Annotated in this window: 19 protein-coding genes; 7 read left to right on the top strand and 12 right to left on the bottom strand. The window is 71.7% G+C overall.

Features of this window, described 5'->3' with window-relative positions:
• Positions 1–6: 6 nt before the first annotated feature.
• Positions 7–618 carry a hypothetical protein gene (locus AB0D66_RS18235; RefSeq protein ID WP_362303874.1) on the bottom strand — a complete coding sequence of 204 codons (612 nt, stop codon included), beginning with the start codon at positions 616–618 and terminating at the stop codon, positions 7–9.
• Between the two features lie 195 nt (positions 619–813).
• Between AB0D66_RS18235 and AB0D66_RS18230 the strand changes: the two genes are divergently transcribed.
• The 3 genes from AB0D66_RS18230 (at position 814) to AB0D66_RS18220 (ending at position 3,557) form a co-directional block, all read left to right on the top strand.
• Entirely contained in the window at positions 814–2,268 is a 1,455-nt protein-coding gene (locus AB0D66_RS18230) for a carotenoid oxygenase family protein (protein WP_362303871.1), read from the top strand.
• Positions 2,269–2,425: 157 nt separating this feature from the next.
• The gene (locus tag AB0D66_RS18225; RefSeq protein ID WP_362303869.1) at positions 2,426–2,866 is read left to right on the top strand and encodes a VOC family protein; all 441 of its coding nucleotides are present in this window, start codon (positions 2,426–2,428) and stop codon (positions 2,864–2,866) included.
• Positions 2,867–3,020: 154 nt separating this feature from the next.
• Complete coding sequence (locus tag AB0D66_RS18220) at positions 3,021–3,557, top strand: hypothetical protein (protein WP_362303867.1); 537 nt, start codon at positions 3,021–3,023, stop codon at positions 3,555–3,557.
• Here AB0D66_RS18220 and AB0D66_RS18215 read toward each other — a convergent pair.
• The 5 genes from AB0D66_RS18215 to AB0D66_RS18195 form a co-directional block, all read right to left on the bottom strand.
• The gene (locus tag AB0D66_RS18215) at positions 3,546–4,304 is read right to left on the bottom strand and encodes an SDR family oxidoreductase (protein ID WP_362303866.1); all 759 of its coding nucleotides are present in this window, start codon (positions 4,302–4,304) and stop codon (positions 3,546–3,548) included. The two genes, AB0D66_RS18220 and AB0D66_RS18215, sit on opposite strands and share 12 nt — an antisense overlap.
• A gap of 25 nt (positions 4,305–4,329) precedes the next feature.
• Complete coding sequence (locus AB0D66_RS18210; RefSeq protein ID WP_362303863.1) at positions 4,330–5,676, bottom strand: MFS transporter; 1,347 nt, start codon at positions 5,674–5,676, stop codon at positions 4,330–4,332.
• A gap of 114 nt (positions 5,677–5,790) precedes the next feature.
• Positions 5,791–6,375 carry a TetR/AcrR family transcriptional regulator gene (locus AB0D66_RS18205; RefSeq protein ID WP_362303860.1) on the bottom strand — a complete coding sequence of 195 codons (585 nt, stop codon included), beginning with the start codon at positions 6,373–6,375 and terminating at the stop codon, positions 5,791–5,793.
• A 100-nt stretch (positions 6,376–6,475) separates the two neighbouring features.
• Complete coding sequence (locus tag AB0D66_RS18200; RefSeq protein WP_362303858.1) at positions 6,476–7,393, bottom strand: SMP-30/gluconolactonase/LRE family protein; 918 nt, start codon at positions 7,391–7,393, stop codon at positions 6,476–6,478.
• 147 nt (positions 7,394–7,540) lie between these two features.
• A complete protein-coding gene (locus tag AB0D66_RS18195) occupies positions 7,541–8,485 on the bottom strand; it encodes a LysR family transcriptional regulator (RefSeq protein ID WP_362303856.1) in 945 nt (314 codons plus the stop codon).
• A 115-nt stretch (positions 8,486–8,600) separates the two neighbouring features.
• Here AB0D66_RS18195 and AB0D66_RS18190 point away from each other — a divergent pair, with 115 nt between their 5' ends.
• Both AB0D66_RS18190 and AB0D66_RS18185 read left to right on the top strand, forming a co-directional pair.
• Positions 8,601–9,413: an inositol monophosphatase gene (locus AB0D66_RS18190; RefSeq protein WP_362303853.1), complete on the top strand. Its 813-nt coding sequence runs from the start codon at positions 8,601–8,603 to the stop codon at positions 9,411–9,413.
• Positions 9,414–9,465: 52 nt separating this feature from the next.
• Positions 9,466–10,110 (top strand): NAD(P)-binding domain-containing protein, encoded by a 645-nt coding sequence (locus AB0D66_RS18185; protein ID WP_362303850.1) that lies wholly within the window; start codon positions 9,466–9,468, stop codon positions 10,108–10,110.
• Positions 10,111–10,224: 114 nt separating this feature from the next.
• Here the strand turns inward: AB0D66_RS18185 and AB0D66_RS18180 are convergent, their stop codons facing one another.
• The 4 genes from AB0D66_RS18180 to AB0D66_RS18165 form a co-directional block, all read right to left on the bottom strand.
• A complete protein-coding gene (locus AB0D66_RS18180) occupies positions 10,225–10,359 on the bottom strand; it encodes a hypothetical protein (RefSeq protein WP_362303848.1) in 135 nt (44 codons plus the stop codon).
• 68 nt (positions 10,360–10,427) lie between these two features.
• Positions 10,428–11,612 (bottom strand): M1 family aminopeptidase, encoded by a 1,185-nt coding sequence (locus tag AB0D66_RS18175; RefSeq protein WP_362303846.1) that lies wholly within the window; start codon positions 11,610–11,612, stop codon positions 10,428–10,430.
• 155 nt (positions 11,613–11,767) lie between these two features.
• Positions 11,768–12,025 carry a hypothetical protein gene (locus tag AB0D66_RS18170; RefSeq protein ID WP_362303843.1) on the bottom strand — a complete coding sequence of 86 codons (258 nt, stop codon included), beginning with the start codon at positions 12,023–12,025 and terminating at the stop codon, positions 11,768–11,770.
• Positions 12,026–12,497: 472 nt separating this feature from the next.
• Positions 12,498–13,088, bottom strand: coding sequence for a hypothetical protein (locus AB0D66_RS18165; protein WP_362303840.1), 591 nt, complete (start codon positions 13,086–13,088; stop codon positions 12,498–12,500).
• Between the two features lie 209 nt (positions 13,089–13,297).
• On the opposite strand from AB0D66_RS18165, the gene AB0D66_RS18160 reads away from it, so the two are divergent.
• Positions 13,298–14,173 carry an alpha/beta hydrolase gene (locus tag AB0D66_RS18160; RefSeq protein WP_362303838.1) on the top strand — a complete coding sequence of 292 codons (876 nt, stop codon included), beginning with the start codon at positions 13,298–13,300 and terminating at the stop codon, positions 14,171–14,173.
• A 23-nt stretch (positions 14,174–14,196) separates the two neighbouring features.
• On the opposite strand, the gene AB0D66_RS18155 is transcribed toward AB0D66_RS18160, so the two are convergent.
• Both AB0D66_RS18155 and AB0D66_RS18150 read right to left on the bottom strand, forming a co-directional pair.
• On the bottom strand, positions 14,197–14,388 hold the full coding sequence (locus AB0D66_RS18155; protein ID WP_069923317.1) for a DUF4236 domain-containing protein: 192 nt from the start codon (positions 14,386–14,388) through the stop codon (positions 14,197–14,199).
• Positions 14,389–14,713: 325 nt separating this feature from the next.
• Positions 14,714–15,181: a hypothetical protein gene (locus AB0D66_RS18150; protein ID WP_362303835.1), complete on the bottom strand. Its 468-nt coding sequence runs from the start codon at positions 15,179–15,181 to the stop codon at positions 14,714–14,716.
• Positions 15,182–15,481: 300 nt separating this feature from the next.
• Between AB0D66_RS18150 and AB0D66_RS18145 the strand changes: the two genes are divergently transcribed.
• The gene (locus AB0D66_RS18145; protein ID WP_362303832.1) at positions 15,482–16,552 is read left to right on the top strand and encodes a P1 family peptidase; all 1,071 of its coding nucleotides are present in this window, start codon (positions 15,482–15,484) and stop codon (positions 16,550–16,552) included.
• Positions 16,553–16,569: the final 17 nt, after the last annotated feature.

The raw sequence follows: 16,569 nt of genomic DNA, 5'->3' as shown, positions 1-16,569 counted from the left end.
CACGAGTCAGGTCTGCCGGGCGGTGGACCTGACGTGATCCGGGTACCAGGCGGTGATCCTGACGGCGGCCACGAGCAGGACGACGGGGATGACCCAGTTGAACCAGTCGCCGTGGTGGCCGGATTCCACGGCGATCAGACCGGCGACCGCGATGAGCAGGAACACGACGCCCCACACAGCCGTCAGCACCCGGTTCGTCCGGCGGAACAGCGCGGTGCCCCAGTACTGCGAGGGCACCGACTCGCGGGCGTACTGCTCGGTGAACGGCGTGAAGGCCAGTGACCCGAGGGCGACCGCCGCGATGACCCCGCTCGCCAGCGTCTGTGCGTACGTCTCCAGCCAGAGCAGGTCTCCGCGGTCGAGGACGAGCGCCAGGATCGAGATCACCGCGAAGAACACCATTCCGGTGATCTCCAACACCTTGACGCTGCCGCGCCGCAGGTCAGGGGCGTTCAGTACCAGTGAGGCGATCAGTGCGGTGAACGCGGCCAGCTTCCACGTACTGGGGCTCGCGATCACGTCGAAGATGATCCACGGTGCGAAACCGAGGAGGACGCCGGTACGGCGGGGGGACGTGCGGGTCGGGGTCGTCCGGTCGTCGGTGCGGTCCGCGGCCATGGTGCCTCCCTGCGGAGTGCGGAGCGGTCTCCCCCGCGCCGCCTGCCGGAGCGGGCACCCGTCCGGCTCCCATCGTGCGCTTGCCCGCGCGCCCTCGCATTCCGGGCGTCCGGACGGGGCACCTGGCACCGGTGTCCGTACCGTGTTTCACTGGAAGGTGCCGGAAGGTGCCGCACCCGCGCTCCGGGAGGTTTCGTGAACACGCACACGCCGCCCCGTTTCGATCCCACCCGCGTCCCCCACCTGGTGGGATCGTTCGCGCCGGTGACCGAGGAGGTCGACGCCGTCGACCTGGAGGTGACGGGCGAGATCCCGGCCGCCCTGGACGGCCTGTACCTGCGCAACGGCCCCAATCCCCGCTTCACGCCGATCGGCTCGTACCTGTACCCCATCGACGGCGACGGCATGCTGCACGGGGTGTGGCTGTCGCAGGGCCGCGCCCGCTACCGCAACCGCTTCGTGCGCACTCCCGCCCTGGAGGCCGAGGAGCGGGCCGGGCGGGCCCTGTGGGGAGGGCTGCAGTCGATGATCGTGCCGGATGCCGAGCAGGTCGGACCGGAGCTCGCGGGGACCTTCCGGGACCTGCCCGACATCAACGTCGTACGGCACGGGGGCCGGCTGCTGGCCCTGGCCGAGTCGGCCTGCCCGTACCGGATCGGCGCCGGGCTGGAGACCCTGGGCCGCGAGGACTTCGAAGGGGGCCTGCCTGCGGGAATCACCGCCCACCCCAAGATCGACCCGGTCACGGGCGAGATGGTGGTCTTCTGCTACGGCCTGGAGCCGCCGTACCTGACCTGGTCGGTCATCGGCCGCGACGGCACCGTCACGAGCGGGCCCACCCCCGTCGAGGGCGTGGACGAGCCGATGATGATCCACGACATGGCCCTGACCAGCCGCTACGCCGTGCTGGTGCTGGCACCCGCCTTCTTCGACCTGGACGCGGCGATGGCGGGCGGCTCGTTCCTGGCCTGGCGGCCCGAACGGGGCACCCGCGTGGTCCTGATCCCCCGCGACGGCGGACCGCCGCGCTGGGCGGACGACGAGGCGTTCTGGCTGTGGCACACCGTGAACGCCTACGACGACGGCCCCGGCGCGGACGCCCCGGTGGTCCTGGACTACGTCCAGTGGAGCCGGCTGACCGTCGGCGACGCGCCGGGGGCGGCACGGGACCCGGTCAGCGGCGGTCTGGCACGGGCGCGCATCGACCCCGCGGCAGGCTCCATGACCCGCAGCCTGCTGGACGACGCCCGGGTGGAGTTCCCCCGCATCGACGACCGGCTCATCGGCCGCCGCCACCGGCACACCGCGCTGGCCACCTCGACCGGCCGGACCGACCTGCTGGCGGGCGAGTACGACGCGGTGCGCTTCCACGACGTGCGGACGGGGGCCGCCGCCGTCTGGGACGCCGGGGACCTGTCGGTGGGCGAACCGGTCTTCGCTCCCGAGCCGGGCACCGATTCCGAGGAGCGCGGCTACTGGCTCACCTTCGCCACCGACCGCACCGACGGGTCGAGCTGGTTCCTGGTCGTGCCGGCCGGGGACCCGGCCTCCGGACCGGTGGCGCGCGCCCGCATCCCCGTCCGGGTCCCGCTCGGCCTGCACGGCTGCTGGCTGCCCACCGACGGCGGCGGAGCCGCCGAACGACAGTGACGGTGAGGTGGCCGTCGCGGTCCGGACGAGGACCGTCGAGGGGCGTCATCGCACTACAGCCCGCCTGGCTCTGAGGATGTCGAGAACGTGCCACCGGCTCCGTCCCAGGGACATCAGCGGCCACCACCGGCGGCACGGGGAAGAGGGAGCAACCCGCATGGCGATTCAGCGGATGGACAACGTCGGCATCGTCGTCGAGGACATGGAGGCCGCCATCGCGTTCTTCGTGGAACTCGGTATGGAGCTGGAGGGCAGGGCGGAGGTGGAGGGCCGGGTCGCCGACCAGTGCACCGGACTCGACGGCGTCCGCTGTGACATCGCGATGGTCCGGACCCCGGACGGCCACAGCCGCCTCGAGCTGGCGAAGTACCGCAGCCCCGCGGTGATCAGCGCCGGTCCGCGCAACCGGCCGCACAACATCCTCGGCACGCACCGGGTCATGTTCGCCGTCGACGACCTCAAGGACACCGTTGCCCGCCTGCGCCCCCACGGCGCCGAACTCGTCGGCGAGATCGCCCGGTACGAGGACAGCCATCTCCTCTGCTACCTCCGCGGCCCGGAGGGCATCATCGTCGGACTGGCCGAGCAGCTGCCTTGACAGGGGAAACCGGGCCAGGCGCGCCGGCATGAGGCCGAGGCGGGTTCGCCGCATGTTCAAGGAGTCGATCAGGTCGTGCAGACCTTGCTCGCCGAGCCCGGCGAGCGGGAAAAGCGGTATCGGTGCGGGTGGCCAGGCAATTAGCCTGTGGCGCATGCATCAGCCCCGAAGGCGCGACCGGCGCCTGACGCGCCGCGTGCCGCCCCAGCCTCCCGAGCGGCAGGCGTTCCGGCTCACGAAAGCGGGCGCTGATGTGGTCCTTGTCGGCTTCTTCTCCGCGAAGCGGAAGGACTTCGAAACGCTCATGTCTTCGGCCGCCACAGAACTGGCAGCGCGTGGTGCTCGGGTCGCCGTGCAAATGGTGCAACGACGAGGCGTCTCGCACGGCGGGGTGCAGAAGATGACTCTTCCCTTCTCCTCGCGGACGCTGCTGAGTTACGGAAAGGTCCGCGAGGTGGCCCGGGCCTGCGACGAGGCCAAAGCTGACGCGGTGGTCTTCGTTCCCTCCTTGACCGAGCGCCAGCGGCGCACGCTCACAGCCCTGCTCGGCCGCCCCGCAATGAGCCTTTCCGATCTCCTCGCTGCCCCGCCATCACCTGGCGCCCCTGCCCTGCGCATCGGGGCCGGCACCCCGTCCCAGGGCCCCGATGCGCAGCGGTGGCACCCCGGCCGCGAACCGTCAGGCAGATGATCCGCTGTCGATGACGAGGTCGGTGCCGACGACCGCGCCGGCCGCGGGCGAGGCGAGGTAGAGGACCGCGGCCGCCACTTCGTCCGCCTCCGCGGCACGGCCGAGCGGGTTCTCCGTCTTCATCCGCTCGGTGCGGTCGGCCTCGGTCTCCCCGGGCCACAGCGACATCGGAGCGGCGGAGGCGCCGGGGCTGACCGCGTTGATGCGGATGCCCTGGTGGATGTGGTCGAGGGCGGCGGCGCGGGTCAGCGCGGAGACCGCCGCCTTCGAGGTGATGTACGCGGCGGCGTTGGGGATCCGCAGGTGTGCGCCGAGGTTGGAGGAGATGTTGACGATGGCGCCGCCGCCGTTGTCCTTCATGTGGGCGATCTCGTGCTTCATGGCCAGCCAGACACCCGTGACGTTGGTCCGCAGCACCGCGTCCCAGTCCTCCTCTGTCACCTCGCCGACGGGTACGGTGCCGCGGAGTATGCCGGCGTTGTTGACCGCGATGTCCAGTCCGCCGAAGCGGTTGACGCTCTCGCGTACGAGGTTCTGGAGCTGGCCGGAGTCGGTGACATCGGCAGGGACGGCGGTGGCCGCGCCGCCGGCGGCCTCGATGAGACCGACCGTCTCGTCCAGGGAGGCGGCGGTGCGTCCCGCGGCGACCACGGACGCGCCCTCGGCGGCGAAGGCGAGCGCGATCGCGCGGCCGAGGCCGGAGCCTGCGCCGGTGACGAGGACGGTCTTGCCGGTGAAACGGTTCATCTTGATGACTCCCTTGAGTGGTGGGCTACTTGGTGCGGTGGTGCATGAGGGCTGCCACGGCGAGGGCGGCCCCCGTCGCGGCCAGGGACGAGGCGTCGGTGCCGAGCGTCAGCAGGAGGGCGAAGAGGACGGTCGGGCCGAACTCCATGGCAGTGTTCAGCACGCCGCCGGCGAGCCCGCTCTGCTCCTGCGGCACTCCCTCGGTGGCGAGTACGGCGGCCCCCGCGAAGGAGGCCGCGGTGCCGGCCGGCAGCAGTACGAGACCCGGCAGCAGTCCGTACGCGTACCAGGTGTGCGGATCGAGCCCGGTGAACGCGAGGAGGGCGAGCCCGGCCGCGGCCGTGCCGAGCCCGGCGGTCGTGACGGCTCCGGCCCCGTACCGGCCGATGAGCGGGCCTGCCGCCCGGCCCGAGGCGAGCAGCGCGACGGCGAACGGCACGAAGGCGGCCGAGGCCTGCAACTGTGACCAGTCGCGCGCCTGCTGGAGGTGGAGTGAGACCACCACGAAGGTCATCGCGGTCCCGCAGGCACTCAGTGCGATGGCCGTGAGGGCCAGGGCCCGCCGCCGGTCGAGCAGGAAGCGGGGTGGCAGCAGCGGGTCGCGGGCCCGGCGCTCGGCGTACCCGAACGCGGCCAGCAACGCGGTCCCGCCGAGCAGCGGCACGAGAACGCCGGCCGACGACCAGGGTTGGGAGTCGGTGACGACGAGCCCGTAGCTGGCGAGGGTGATCCCGGAGGTGGCGAGCAGAGCGCCCGGCACGTCGAGGGCCCTGCCCCGATTCGGTGCGGTGTCCGGCAGCAGCCGGGGCATGAGGGCGAGGGCTGCGATCGCGGCCACGAGGGGCACGGCGAAGGTCCAACGCCAGGAAAGCAGAGCCGAGATGACCCCGGAGAGCAGATTGCCCGCAGTCGCGCCGAGCGCCGACAGCCCGCCCCAGGTGGCCATCGCCCTGCCGTACGCGGCGGGGCCGGGGAAGACGGCGCGCAGCACGGCCATGGCTGCCGGCGCGACGAGGGCCGCGCCCGCGCCCTGGGCGAAGCGCGCCGCCAGCAGTGCCCCGAAACCGGGGGCGAACGGGGCGGCGGCCGAGGCGACGGCGAAGACGACAAGGCCCGCGGTGAGGGCGCGCCGCCCTCCATAGCGGTCGGCGAGGCGTCCGCCGAAGAGCAGCAGCCCGGCGAAGGTCAGTCCGTAGGCGGCGCTGAGCAGGATCAAGTCGACGCGCTGGAGCCCCAGTTCGTCAGCGATTCGGGGCAGCGGTATGGCGATCGAGGCGAGCGTGAAGATCAGCATGGTCTGGACGCTGCCGAGGAGGACGAAGGCTCGTCGGTACTGCACGGTGGTGATGCGGGCGGTGCCCGTTGCGGTCATGCCTCCCCCTGATATTTGACCGATCGGTTCATTATTCGGGCGCGCGGAAGCCGGCCCGGCGATGCCGATGGCTCGGATGACTCCAGTGGCTCGCGCGGCTCCGGCGGGTGCGGCTCAGTCCAGCAGGGCCAGCGCCTGTTCGGCCGCGTCCCGCACCCGGGCGGGGTCGTTCGACGCCTTGCCGACGACCCGGACGCCCTGCAGCAGGACGAGCAGCATGCGGGCCAGCGCGCGCGGATCGCGGTCCTCCGGAAGCTCGCCCTGAGCCTGGGCCCGTACGAGAGCGGAGTGCAGCGGGGTCTCGACGCGCTCCCAGCTGATCTCGACCCTGCGGGCCGCCGCACGGTCGTGCGGGGCCAGTTCGGCCGCCGTATTGGTGACGAAGCAGCCGTTCAGCCGCGCTTCCGGGGAGGCGGCTTCGGCGGCGAAGCGCCGCACCACCGCCCGCGCGGCCGGCAGTGCGGGGCCCGGCTGGGACAGCTCGGCCAGGAGCGGGGGGTTGTACATCTCGGCGTACCGATCCATGGCCTTCAGATACAGCTCGTGCTTGCTGCCGAAGGTCGCGTAGATGCTGGCGCGGCCGATACCGAGGTGTTGGACGAGGTCCGTCACCGACGTCGCTTCATAGCCGCGCCGCCAGAACAGCTCGAGAGCCGACTGCAGCGCGACGTCCGGATCGAATTCCTTGGTCCTGGCCACATCGAAGATCATATCCATATCTGGAACGACCGGTCAATAACCCTTCCCCGCCTCCACCGGTACCACGGCTCCTGAGCGCCGGCGTGGGCGGGGATGGGGATCAGGCGGGGGTGGGGGCGGCCCTCACCCCCATGACCAGGGAGTAGAGGGTGTCGTTCGCCGTGATGAAGAGGCGGTTCGCCCTCGGGCCGCCGAAGCGGATGTTGGAGACCGTGTTGGGCACCAGGATCCGGCCCAGGAGGGTTCCGTCCGGGGCGTAGCAGTGCACGCCGCCGTTCATGGCCGCCGCCCAGAGGTGGCCGCGGTCGTCGAAGCGGATGTTGTCGAAGCGGCCCTCCCCGGTTCCCTCGGCGAAGATCCGGCCCTCCGAGAGAGTGCCGTCCTCGCGCACGTCGAAGACCCGGATGCGATTGGCCCGGCTGTCGGAGACGTACAGCTCGCGCTCGTCGTGCGAGAAGACCAGTCCGTTCGGTCCGCTGAAGCCGTCGGCCACGAGCCGGACCTCCGCGGTGGCAGGGTCGATCCGGTAGACGTTGGTGGCGCCGATCTCGGGCTCGCCGCGTACGCCCTCGTAGTCGCTCGTGAGCCCGAAGTCCGGGTCCGAGAACCAGATCGAGCCGTCGGACTTGACGGTCGAGTCGTTCGGGCTGTTGAGCCGCTTGCCCTGGTAGTTGTCGGCGAGCACGGTGATCGAGCCGTCATGTTCGGTCCGCGTGACCCGGCGGTTGCCCTGCTCGCAGGTGACGAGGCGGCCCTCGCGGTCGAGGGTGTTGCCGTTGGGGTGCCCGGCGGGCGAGCGGAAGACGCTGACCGTGCCGGTGATCTCGTCCCAGCGCAGCATCCGGTCGTTCGGGATGTCGCTCCATATCAACTGGCGCCACGCCGGGATGTACAGCGGCCCCTCCGCCCAGCGGGAGCCGACGTGGATCGTCTCCAACTGCAGATCCCCCGCGGCGCACTTCTCCGTACGGAACCTGTCGTCGAGCACTTCGTACAGGGCAGGGCGGCCCGTGGTCATGTCCGTCTCCTTCGGTCGTCGATCCGTGGACCGACTACTGAACTATGTTCTGTTGACCATCACTATTGCAGGATCAGATACCGTCGATGCAAGAGAATTAAGAAACGGATTCGACGGTGAGCCGCAGGTCTTCTGCGGGTGTGTCCGTCAGCGCCCGTCCCGGTGGGCGAGGGCCCGTTGAGCGCCGGCCCGTGGCGTGAACAGTGCCTGGACGGTCTCGGCGGCCAGGTCTCGCAGCCAGGTGTGGGCGCGGTCGTCGTCGTAGCGCTGGTGCCACAGCAGGTACAGGGGGACGTCGGGCAGTGGGAGCGGCGGCTGCAGTGAAACCAGGCCGAGCCGTTCCCGGGCCGTACGGGTGACCGCGTCGGGGAGCGTGACGACCAGGTCGGTGTCGAGGGCGAGTTGCAGTGCGAAGGCGGCGGTCGGCCCGGCGGCGACTACGCGTCGTTCGAGGCCGCGCGTGGTCAGGGCGTCGTCGATCGGGTCGCGCAGGCTTCCGCGCCGCGAGACCGTGAGGTGTTCGGCGGCTGCGTAGCGCTCGAGGCTCAGCGTGCCTTCGGTGAGCGGGTGGGCCGGGCGGACGGCGACGATCAGCCGGTCCCTGCCGACGAGACGGTGGCGGAGGTCGGCGAGGGTCGGAGCGCTTGAGCTCGATTCGAGGTCGACCTCACCCCGGCGCAGCTCGGCGTCGTCCGTCCCGGGTTCGGCGGACAGGCGCAGCCGGACGTCGGGTGCCTGATGGTGGACGGCCGCGATCAAGGCGGTTCCGCAGGCTGCGGTCAGGGCGTCGTGCCAGCGCACGGTGAACACCCGGTCCAGAGCCGCCAGGTCGAGATCCTGCTGCGCGGACAGGAGTTGGTGGGCCTGCTGCACGAGGGCGTGGACCTCGGCGCGCATGGCCAGCGCCCGGGTGGTGGGGACCATGCTGCGGCCGGTACGGACCAGGATCTGATCACCCGTGGCCTTGCGGATGCGCCCCAGGGAGCGGCTCATGGCCGGTGCGGTGACGTGGAGGCGTGCTGCCGCGCCGGCGACGCTGCCCTCTTCCAGCAGGGCGTCCAGGGCGGTGAGCAGGTTCAAATCCAGTTGCATGGCAGTAACTCTACAAGTGACCAGCATGCACTTGTTGTTAGGTATGAGGCGGCCTACCTTCGAAGTGCGGGGCGAGACGACCGCCCCGCTTCTACCGATCCCCAGGGAGCCCGCCATGAGCACAGCCATGCCTTTCGACGCCGACGCGACGTTCCTGTCGGACGTGACCGCTGCGGTGGAGGCCGCAGGCGTCGTCCTCCGCGACCGCTTCACCTCGCACGCCAGGGGCGTGAGCCTGGACGAGGTCGTCGGCGAGATCCACGCCAACGACGACGCGGTGCTGGACGTGCTGCGGGAGCCCCTGTTGCTGGCCCGGCCGGGTTCGCAGTGGGCCGAGGACGAGCTGGCCGGCGGCGCGCTCCCGCCCGGCGAGTGGTGGGTCGTCGACCCCGCCGAGGGCAACATCAACCACGTCCACGGCATGGAGGACTGGGCCGTCACCGCCACCCTGGTCCGCGACAACCAGCCGGTGCTCACCGTCGTCCACCTGCCGCTGACCGGCGACACCTACACCGCCGTCGCCGGAGGCGGTGCCCGCCTCAACGGCCGGCCCCTGAAGGTGTCCGCCAAGTCCGACCTGGAGGCGGCGCTCATCGGCACCGGTCAGGCCAAGCCCGGCGAGGACGAGCTCACCTTCCGGCGCATCGGTGACTCCGTCACCGCCATGCTGGTGGCCGGGCTGGTCGTGCGCGTGTCCGTTCCCGCCACGATGCAGCTCATCCACGTCGCCGCCGGTCGCATGGACGCGTTCTGGCAGTTCTCCGACGTCCGCTCAGGGCTGGTGGCCGGCGCCCTGCTGGTCTCCGAGGCCGGAGGCACGGTCACCGACCTGACGGGCGAGCCCTGGAACACCGGCAGCCGCGACTTCCTGGCCGCCGCCCCCGCAATCCACGGCGCCGTCCTCAAGGTCCTCGCGCCGATCGCCTGACCGGCCCGCTCCGCTCCCTCCCCCACTCCGATACCGCAAGGAGCATCACCGCATGAGCAACATAGGCATCCTGGGCGCCGGCCGCGTCGGAACCGGCCTCGCCGGCAAGCTCTCCGCAGCCGGACACCATGTCACCCTCGGCGGCCGAAGCCCCGAAGACGCCGCGGCCCGTACCCTCGGGCTCGCCCCGGGCATCGCCGTCGCGGACCAGCGCACCACCGCCCGCACCTCGGACATCGTGATCAACGCGACGCCCGGCGACAGCTCCCTGGACCGTCTCACCGACCTGCGCACCGAGCTCGCCGGAAAGATCCTCATCGACGTCTCCAACGCCACCCGCGACAGTGACGACGGCCTACCGGGCGGCCTGTGCTTCCCCGGCAGCAGCCTCGCCGAGAAGCTCCAGTACGCGCTCCCCGACAGCCGCGTGGTCAAGACCCTCAACACCATGCTGTTCACGGTCATGACCGCTCCCGAGGCCTTGGCCACCCCGCCGACCGCCTATCTCTCGGGCGACCACGCGCACGCGAAGGAGACCGTCGCCGGCCTGCTCGGCGACCTGGGCTGGCGGCCCGAACGGATCGAGGACCTCGGCGACATCACCACAGCCCGCGCCACCGAGGCCATGATCCTGATCGTGCCCCACGTCCTGCGCCGCCACGGCTTCAAACCCTTCGCCGTCTCCCTGGCCCGCTGAGCATCAAGCCTCAAGCCCGGTCAGCCCACAGCCAGGTGGCCGCCTGGCGGCTGGCGGCTGGCGGCTGGCGGCTCTGGCTTGCCCAGGTCTGATATCCGGGCCCGGGGCCTGCGGTCACAGGATCCTGTGCTCCGTCCAGAACGGGCCGAGGTCCTTCGCCGTCGCCGCCTGCGCCGCCCGCTTGAAGTCCGCGGTGGTAGAGACGCCCAGCCAGTGGTCTCGCACGTAGCCGCGCAGCATGGACGCCATCGCCGGTCCCCCCAGGACGCGTTCGAGGTCGTGCAGGGCGCAGGAGCCGCGTCCGTAGACGACCCGGGCTACTCCGAGCGGTGGCCGTCCGCGTAGTAGGCCAGGGTACGGGTGAGGGCCGCCGTGTCGCTGGGCCACGCGCCGTGGTCCTCCCAGCAGGTGGTGGTGTCCTCCCGGTAGTACAGCTGGTTCGCGTATTGGGCGAAGGACTCGTCCAGCCAGGGCGACGCGAACTGGTCGTTGCCGACGAGGCCGTAGAACCACTGGTGGGCGATCTCGTGGACGACGGCCGACCCCTCCGGTTCGGTCCACAGCAGGACGAGTCCCGGGAACTCCATGCTGCCGAAGCCGTCGAGGGTGTCGCTCATGACGAGGTCCAGCTCGGCGTAGGGGTAGCGGCCGAAGCGCAGGCCGAACTCGTCGACGGCCCCGGCGGCATCTTCCAGGTCGGTGGTGACGCCCTCGGGGGAGGTGGTGGCGGTCCAGTAGGCGTTCAGCCGGATTCCGCCGGGCGTGGTCACCGTCTTCGACCGGAAGGGGCCCGCCGCCCACGCGAAGTCCCGTACCCCGCGCGCCGTGCTGGTGCTGACCGTGCGGCCGGGTGCGCCCGGGCGCCGGGTCGTGGTGCCGGTCGCGGGAACGACCAGCGTGCCGGGATGGTCGAGGACCACCCGGAAGTCCCCGGCCAGGGTGTGGAAGCTCTCGCCGAACCCCACGTCCGGGTCGAGGTGGCGGCCCTGCGCGTCGCGGACGGACAGCAGGGGCAGCGCATTGCCGAGGTAGCGGTGCGCGCCGTCCTTGCCGAAGCGGTGGACGCGGTCCGGGACGGTGATCGCGATGTCGAAGGAGACGCTGGTACGGGCTCCCTGCGGCAGCGGGGCGGGCAGGTCGATCCGCAGCGCGGTGCAGCCGACGGTGAGCGGGCGGGGGGTGCCTCCGGTGACCCCGCCCACCCGGACCGGGGACGGCCTGTCCGCGGCTCCGCAGCCGTCGGCGCCGTTGCCCCACAGGCGTACGTCGATCGAACGCAGCGGGGTGCGGGCGGCGTTGCGGAAGGACACCGTTTGGCGGCCGGTCCAGTGGGAGCCGTCGGAGTCGCCGCGCAGCGACACGTCGTACGAGGGGCGGTCCGGGGTCGCGGTCGCGGCGGCGGCGGGTTCCGCGGCGCCCTGGGCCGCGGCCGTCTGCGGCATGAGCAGCAGGACGGCGGCGAGGGCGAGCATCGGTGCACGCCAGTGCCTGATCGAGGTCATGACAGGCACGCTAGAACGCTCGTGCGGCCGGACGCGCGAGTTCCGGCACACCGTCGCGAGGCCACCCCACCACACCTTCTCGCCCGAGGGCGTCGACAGGGCGAGGCCCGGCAGATCGAACCTGCCGGGAGCTCGTTCGGGGCGCTCCACGCGCGTCAGCAGACCCAGACGATGGACAGGACGCGCAGGTGTCCGAGGCTGCGGTTGACCCAGTAGACGACGGTGAGCGGGCCGATCGACGCTCGCCGTACGTCCTCGCCTTCGGGATCGGTGCGATCCCACTGGGGCCAGGACCACGGGGACCGTGAGGCGATGTCGAGGACGTCGCGGACCATCTCCTGGACGGGCGGGTCCAGCGCGGCGAGGCAGGCGGAGGCCTGCGGTGCCAGTCGGGCGGGCCATGCATCACTCACCGGCGGGCTCCGATGGTGTCCTCCAGGGTGAAGCCGATGAGCGCGATGACGGCGGGTGCGGTGTGCAGTCGGCGCCCCGGCCGGGGATGGCCTCGTGCAGTGCGGTGAGGCCGAAGGGATCTCGGGACTCTGCCGGCGCGGCGCGCCAGTCGCGGTCGACGGCAGGCGTGCGGGGGTCAGCAGCCGCGCGTGCGGTGATACGGGTGCCGAGCTTGGCGGCCGGCCGGCGGGGCGGGGGCCGATGGGGTGGGGTGGTGCGGGTGTACGGGCTGTGCGCTCATGCGGGGGTACCCCTTCCTGCCACCAGTATCGCCGCCGGCCGACGGATGGAGGCACCCCATGCGGAGTTTGGGGTCATCCCGGGCATGCGGCGGGCAAGTCCTGCGGGAGCGGGGCCAGTCGGGCCGGGTGCATCCCGAGGTTTTCGGCCCGGGCCCGTGCGGGACCGGGCCGAAAGGGGGGTGGGGGCCTGCTACTCGGCGATGTCGATGTGCATGTTGAAACGCACCCCGGCGACCTTCACCAGCAGATTGCCCTGCACCTTGCGCTTGGCCAGAGTGCCGCCCACGTTGCCCTTGCCCAGAGCGGCCTTGTTCTGCGGCGGGAAGCTGTGGAACTCGGAGAAGACCCCGCCCGCGGCCAGCGGGGCCGCCTGGTCCCACTCCTCGCGCAGCTCCTCGTATGCGTCGGGGTCCATCGGGGAGCCGCCCAGGCCCAGGTTGACGCGCTCCCCGCCCACGTAGGTGGTCGCGCACTGCTGCAGGACCGTCAGGACCAGCGAGTCCTTGAGCAGGTAGTGCGTCTTGATCTTGCCGAGCAGGTTGGCGGCGTCACCGTCGAGCTTCTTCTTCCGGGCCTCCCGCGCCCCGGCCTTGATCATCTCGGTGCGGTCGGTCTCGATGGACTTGTATGCCTCGACGTAGCCCTTGTCCTTGGTCCGGGCGATCCGGATCGTCGTGGCCCAGGTGTCCGGCGTGATCCATTCCGGGTCGAAGCCGATCGACTCGCAGTACTCCAGAAGGCTTTGGTTGGCGTCCTCGTCGTTCTCGGCGTACTTGGGCATGAACGGTGTCCCCCTCCGTCGTTCTGACGGCGTACAACGTGCCACGGGGGCAGGGGGCTGTCATCCGGTTCCGCCAAGGTCGTGAACGGGGTGGGAGACGGGGCGGGTGTGACGTCACCGCACCGGCACCGGCGCCTGGGGGCCGAATATCCGTACGAACCTCGCGCACACGAGGGGCCGGGCTGCACTCGGGGCTACACTCGCTACCCATGAGTAACTTAACTGGTGCGGTCGATCCGCCGGTCACTTTCGTCCTCGTCCACGGATCGGGCAGCAACGCCTATGGATGGTCCCCCGTGGTGGCCGAACTGGGGCTGCGCGGGCAGCGCGCCGTCGCGGTCGACCTGCCCGGCCACGGGCCCGGCGCGTACCTGCCGCTCTCGTACCAGGCGCCGCAGGATCTGGAGCGGCTCCGCACGGAGCCCTCCCCGATCGGCAGGATCACCCTGGCCGACTGCGCGGCACACGTGGCCGCGGTGGTGCGGCGGGCGCGCCGCAACGGACCGGTGGTCCTGGCCGGCCAGAGCCTCGGCGGTGTCACCGTCAACGCGGCGGCCGACCTGGTGCCCGAGCTGATCTCGCACCTGGTGTACGTCTCCGCGTTCTGCCCGGCGAAGCGCGCCTCCATGAGCGAGCTGCTGGCAACCCCGGAGGCGGCCACGAGCCACATATTCAAGATGACTCCCGTCCCGACTCCCCCCGAGCTCGGCGTTACCCGGGTCAACTGGCGCAGCAACGACGCGTCCTTCTTCGACGTCGCCAAGGAGGCGATGGCCGCCGGCTACTCCGACACCGAGGTCAGGACCATGCTCAACATCCTCGAACCGGACGAGTCGGCGGCGATCGGGGCCTCCGACGGCCGCGGCCTGCCGCACCGATGGGGCCGGATCCCGCGCACGTACGTGCGGTTCACCCAGGACCGAACGCTTCCGCCGGCGCTCCAGGACCTGATGATCCGGGAGGCCGACGAGATGACCCCGGGCAACCGCTTCCGCGTACGGTCGCTGGCGGCCCCGCACATCGGCCCCCGGGACCCGGCGCTGCTGGCAGACGAACTGGAGCAGGTGGCCCGGCTCTGCCACTGAGCCGGGGCGCCCCGCCTCGCGAGTCAGCGCCGGCGGGTCTTGCGCCAGCCGAACGGGCCGGGCAGGTCCATCGAGGTGGTACGGCGTCCGGTGCTGCTGTGGGTGCGGCGGGGGCCGTGCTTGCCGCCGCCGGTGGTGATCGACCACGACTTGCGGTTGATGTTGAGCCGGACACCGGGCAGAATTCTGAAGCTCTTACGGAATGTCAGCGGCATGACGTCTCTCACTTCCTCGGTGCGCGTAGGGAAGGGGCGGTCGGCCCGACTGTCGCGGCAGTCAGGCCAGTTGGCATACGTGTGTCCGCGCCCGCCCGTTCCATGCGCCCGCGGCCGACTCGCGTCCCGCGGTGGCCGCGCACACGGTCCGCTCCGGGAGTCGCGTGCGTTGGCGGCGTGGGTGGCGGGGCTTCCCCCGCCACCAGGCGTCCCTCCAGTCGTCCCAACGGCCGGTACCAGCCGGTAGAGGACCCTGAGCTCTTCGGGAAACGCCACCCCCGGGTTCGGGCTGCCGGCGCAGGCACGTCGCCCGTGACCTGCGGGGTCACGTGTAGTAGATGTCGAACGAGGCCACCCAGAGCGCCGCCAGCGGCAGAACGGTCAGCTGGACGACCGCCGTGGTCCAGCACCGGCCGAGGATCGCGGCGGAGGCGCTCCACCACGCCGTCGTCCGCAGCAGGTCCACGGCCCCTTCCTGGTAGCCCTGTCCGTCGGGATCCATCATGCCCGGGTATCCCATCCACTCCTCGGTGAAGATGCCGTCCGCGCCGAGCACGACGACTCCCGACACCAGCCACACGTCGGCCAGCAGGACCGTCACGGCCAGGGCCCTGTCGAAGCGGAGGTACGCGGGGGTCGGGAGGAGCAGCCGGGCGAGGGGGGTCCCGTGGTCCCGTACCCATGGCTGCCTCCGGCCCTGCCACAGCAGCGAGGAGGCGTACCCCAGCCCGGCGAGGGCCACGGCCCAGCCGCCCATGAAGAGCAGGAGGAAGAGCAAGATCACGATACCCATGCCCCACCAGATGCCGCCATCTACCGGAGCGGTTCCTTCCGCACGGCACGGGTGGTGCGGGTCGGTTTCGTGGGCGTGCCGCCCGCGTGGCTGGTCAAGCGCGGGACAGCGGGCTGCCCGCCCCCGGCCCGCACGCGCACGCGGCTCCGCCGGCGACGGCGGTATACGGGGCGAACCATCGCGCACGCCTGTGCGTTGTGGTGGGGTGGAGGGTGGTGCCGGCCCAACGGCCGGGGTTGCTGGTGCCGCAGTTGCGGCAGCCGGCGGGCGGCGGGCGGCAGTGGGATCGGGGGTGGGTACGTGGATCGGGTCGATGCGATAACGGACGTGGCCGGTGTGCGCGTGGGGCATGCCGCCCTGACGGGCGAGGGCGCTCTGTCGGGTACCACGGTGGTGCTGGTTCCGCAGGGAGGGGCGGTCGCGGCGGTGGACGTGCGCGGTGGGGGCCCTGGGACGCACGAGACGGATGCGCTGGATCCGCGGGCTCTGGTCGAGCGGGTGGACGCGGTCGTGCTGACCGGTGGCAGTGCGTACGGGCTCGCCGCGGTGCACGGCGTCATGGAGTGGCTGGAGGAGCAGGGCCGGGGTGTGCCGGTGGGGCCGCTTGCCGGGCAGGTGGTACCTGTGGTGCCCGCGGCCGCATTGCTGGACCTGGGGCGCGGCGGGGACTTCGGTGCTCGGCCGGGGCCGGCGTTGGGCCGTCGGGCCGTGGAGGCCGCCTCGGCCGCGGAGCCGGGCGCCGTCGTGGCGCAGGGGTCCGTGGGGGCGGGGACGGGTGCGGTGGCCGGCGGTCTGCGCGGCGGGGTGGGATCCGCCAGTGTGTGCCTCGACGGCGGGGCGGTGGTGGGCGCCCTGGTGGTGGTGAACGCGGCCGGGTCGGTCGTGGATCCCGAGTCGGGTGCGCTGTACGGGGAGTTCTATGCGGGCCGGCGCGATGTGTGGCCGCGGCCGGAGGTGCACGAGCGGGCACTGAGGGCCGTGGCGCAGGCACGTGCCACGACCCGGTTGCGGCGTGGCGCTCCGGGAGAGGGCGGGTCGGAGTCGGTGATGAACACCACCCTTGCGGTGGTGGCGACGAACGCCGAGCTCACGCGGGCCCAGGTTCAGAAGATGGCCGGTACGGCTCACGACGGTCTGGCCCGGGCGATCCGTCCCGTGCACTTGATGAACGACGGGGACGCGGTTTTCGGGCTGGCGCTGGGCGGTCATCCGGTGGTGGGGCTGGTGGAGTTCAACGATGTCCTGGGCGCCGCGGCGGATGCCGTGTGCCGGGCCGTGGTCAACGCGGTGCGTGCCGCGGAGGGTTATGACGGCCCGGGCGGCCGGTTCCCGGCCTGGGGAGACCTGTACGGCTCCGCGCCCTGGGTATAGGGCTGCCGGACGGGTCT

Source organism: Streptomyces sp. NPDC048270 (assembly GCF_040652335.1).
Taxonomy (GTDB): Bacteria; Actinomycetota; Actinomycetes; order Streptomycetales; family Streptomycetaceae; genus Streptomyces.
This window is presented reverse-complemented; position numbering and strand designations above follow the sequence as displayed.

Excerpts from the sequence above, each read along its gene's own strand:
- AB0D66_RS18195 (WP_362303856.1), bottom strand. The coding sequence starts at position 8,485 with ATGCAACTGGATTTGAACCTGCTCACCGCCCTGGACGCCCTGCTGGAA.
- AB0D66_RS18160 (WP_362303838.1), top strand. The coding sequence starts at position 13,298 with ATGAGTAACTTAACTGGTGCGGTCGATCCGCCGGTCACTTTCGTCCTC.
- AB0D66_RS18215 (WP_362303866.1), bottom strand. The coding sequence starts at position 4,304 with ATGAACCGTTTCACCGGCAAGACCGTCCTCGTCACCGGCGCAGGCTCC.
- AB0D66_RS18155 (WP_069923317.1), bottom strand. The coding sequence starts at position 14,388 with ATGCCGCTGACATTCCGTAAGAGCTTCAGAATTCTGCCCGGTGTCCGG.
- AB0D66_RS18225 (WP_362303869.1), top strand. The coding sequence starts at position 2,426 with ATGGCGATTCAGCGGATGGACAACGTCGGCATCGTCGTCGAGGACATG.
- AB0D66_RS18200 (WP_362303858.1), bottom strand. The coding sequence starts at position 7,393 with ATGACCACGGGCCGCCCTGCCCTGTACGAAGTGCTCGACGACAGGTTC.
- AB0D66_RS18150 (WP_362303835.1), bottom strand. The coding sequence starts at position 15,181 with ATGGGTATCGTGATCTTGCTCTTCCTCCTGCTCTTCATGGGCGGCTGG.
- AB0D66_RS18175 (WP_362303846.1), bottom strand. The coding sequence starts at position 11,612 with ATGACCTCGATCAGGCACTGGCGTGCACCGATGCTCGCCCTCGCCGCC.
- AB0D66_RS18190 (WP_362303853.1), top strand. The coding sequence starts at position 8,601 with ATGAGCACAGCCATGCCTTTCGACGCCGACGCGACGTTCCTGTCGGAC.
- AB0D66_RS18235 (WP_362303874.1), bottom strand. The coding sequence starts at position 618 with ATGGCCGCGGACCGCACCGACGACCGGACGACCCCGACCCGCACGTCC.
- AB0D66_RS18180 (WP_362303848.1), bottom strand. The coding sequence starts at position 10,359 with ATGGCGTCCATGCTGCGCGGCTACGTGCGAGACCACTGGCTGGGCGTC.
- AB0D66_RS18185 (WP_362303850.1), top strand. The coding sequence starts at position 9,466 with ATGAGCAACATAGGCATCCTGGGCGCCGGCCGCGTCGGAACCGGCCTC.
- AB0D66_RS18220 (WP_362303867.1), top strand. The coding sequence starts at position 3,021 with ATGCATCAGCCCCGAAGGCGCGACCGGCGCCTGACGCGCCGCGTGCCG.
- AB0D66_RS18165 (WP_362303840.1), bottom strand. The coding sequence starts at position 13,088 with ATGCCCAAGTACGCCGAGAACGACGAGGACGCCAACCAAAGCCTTCTG.
- AB0D66_RS18210 (WP_362303863.1), bottom strand. The coding sequence starts at position 5,676 with ATGACCGCAACGGGCACCGCCCGCATCACCACCGTGCAGTACCGACGA.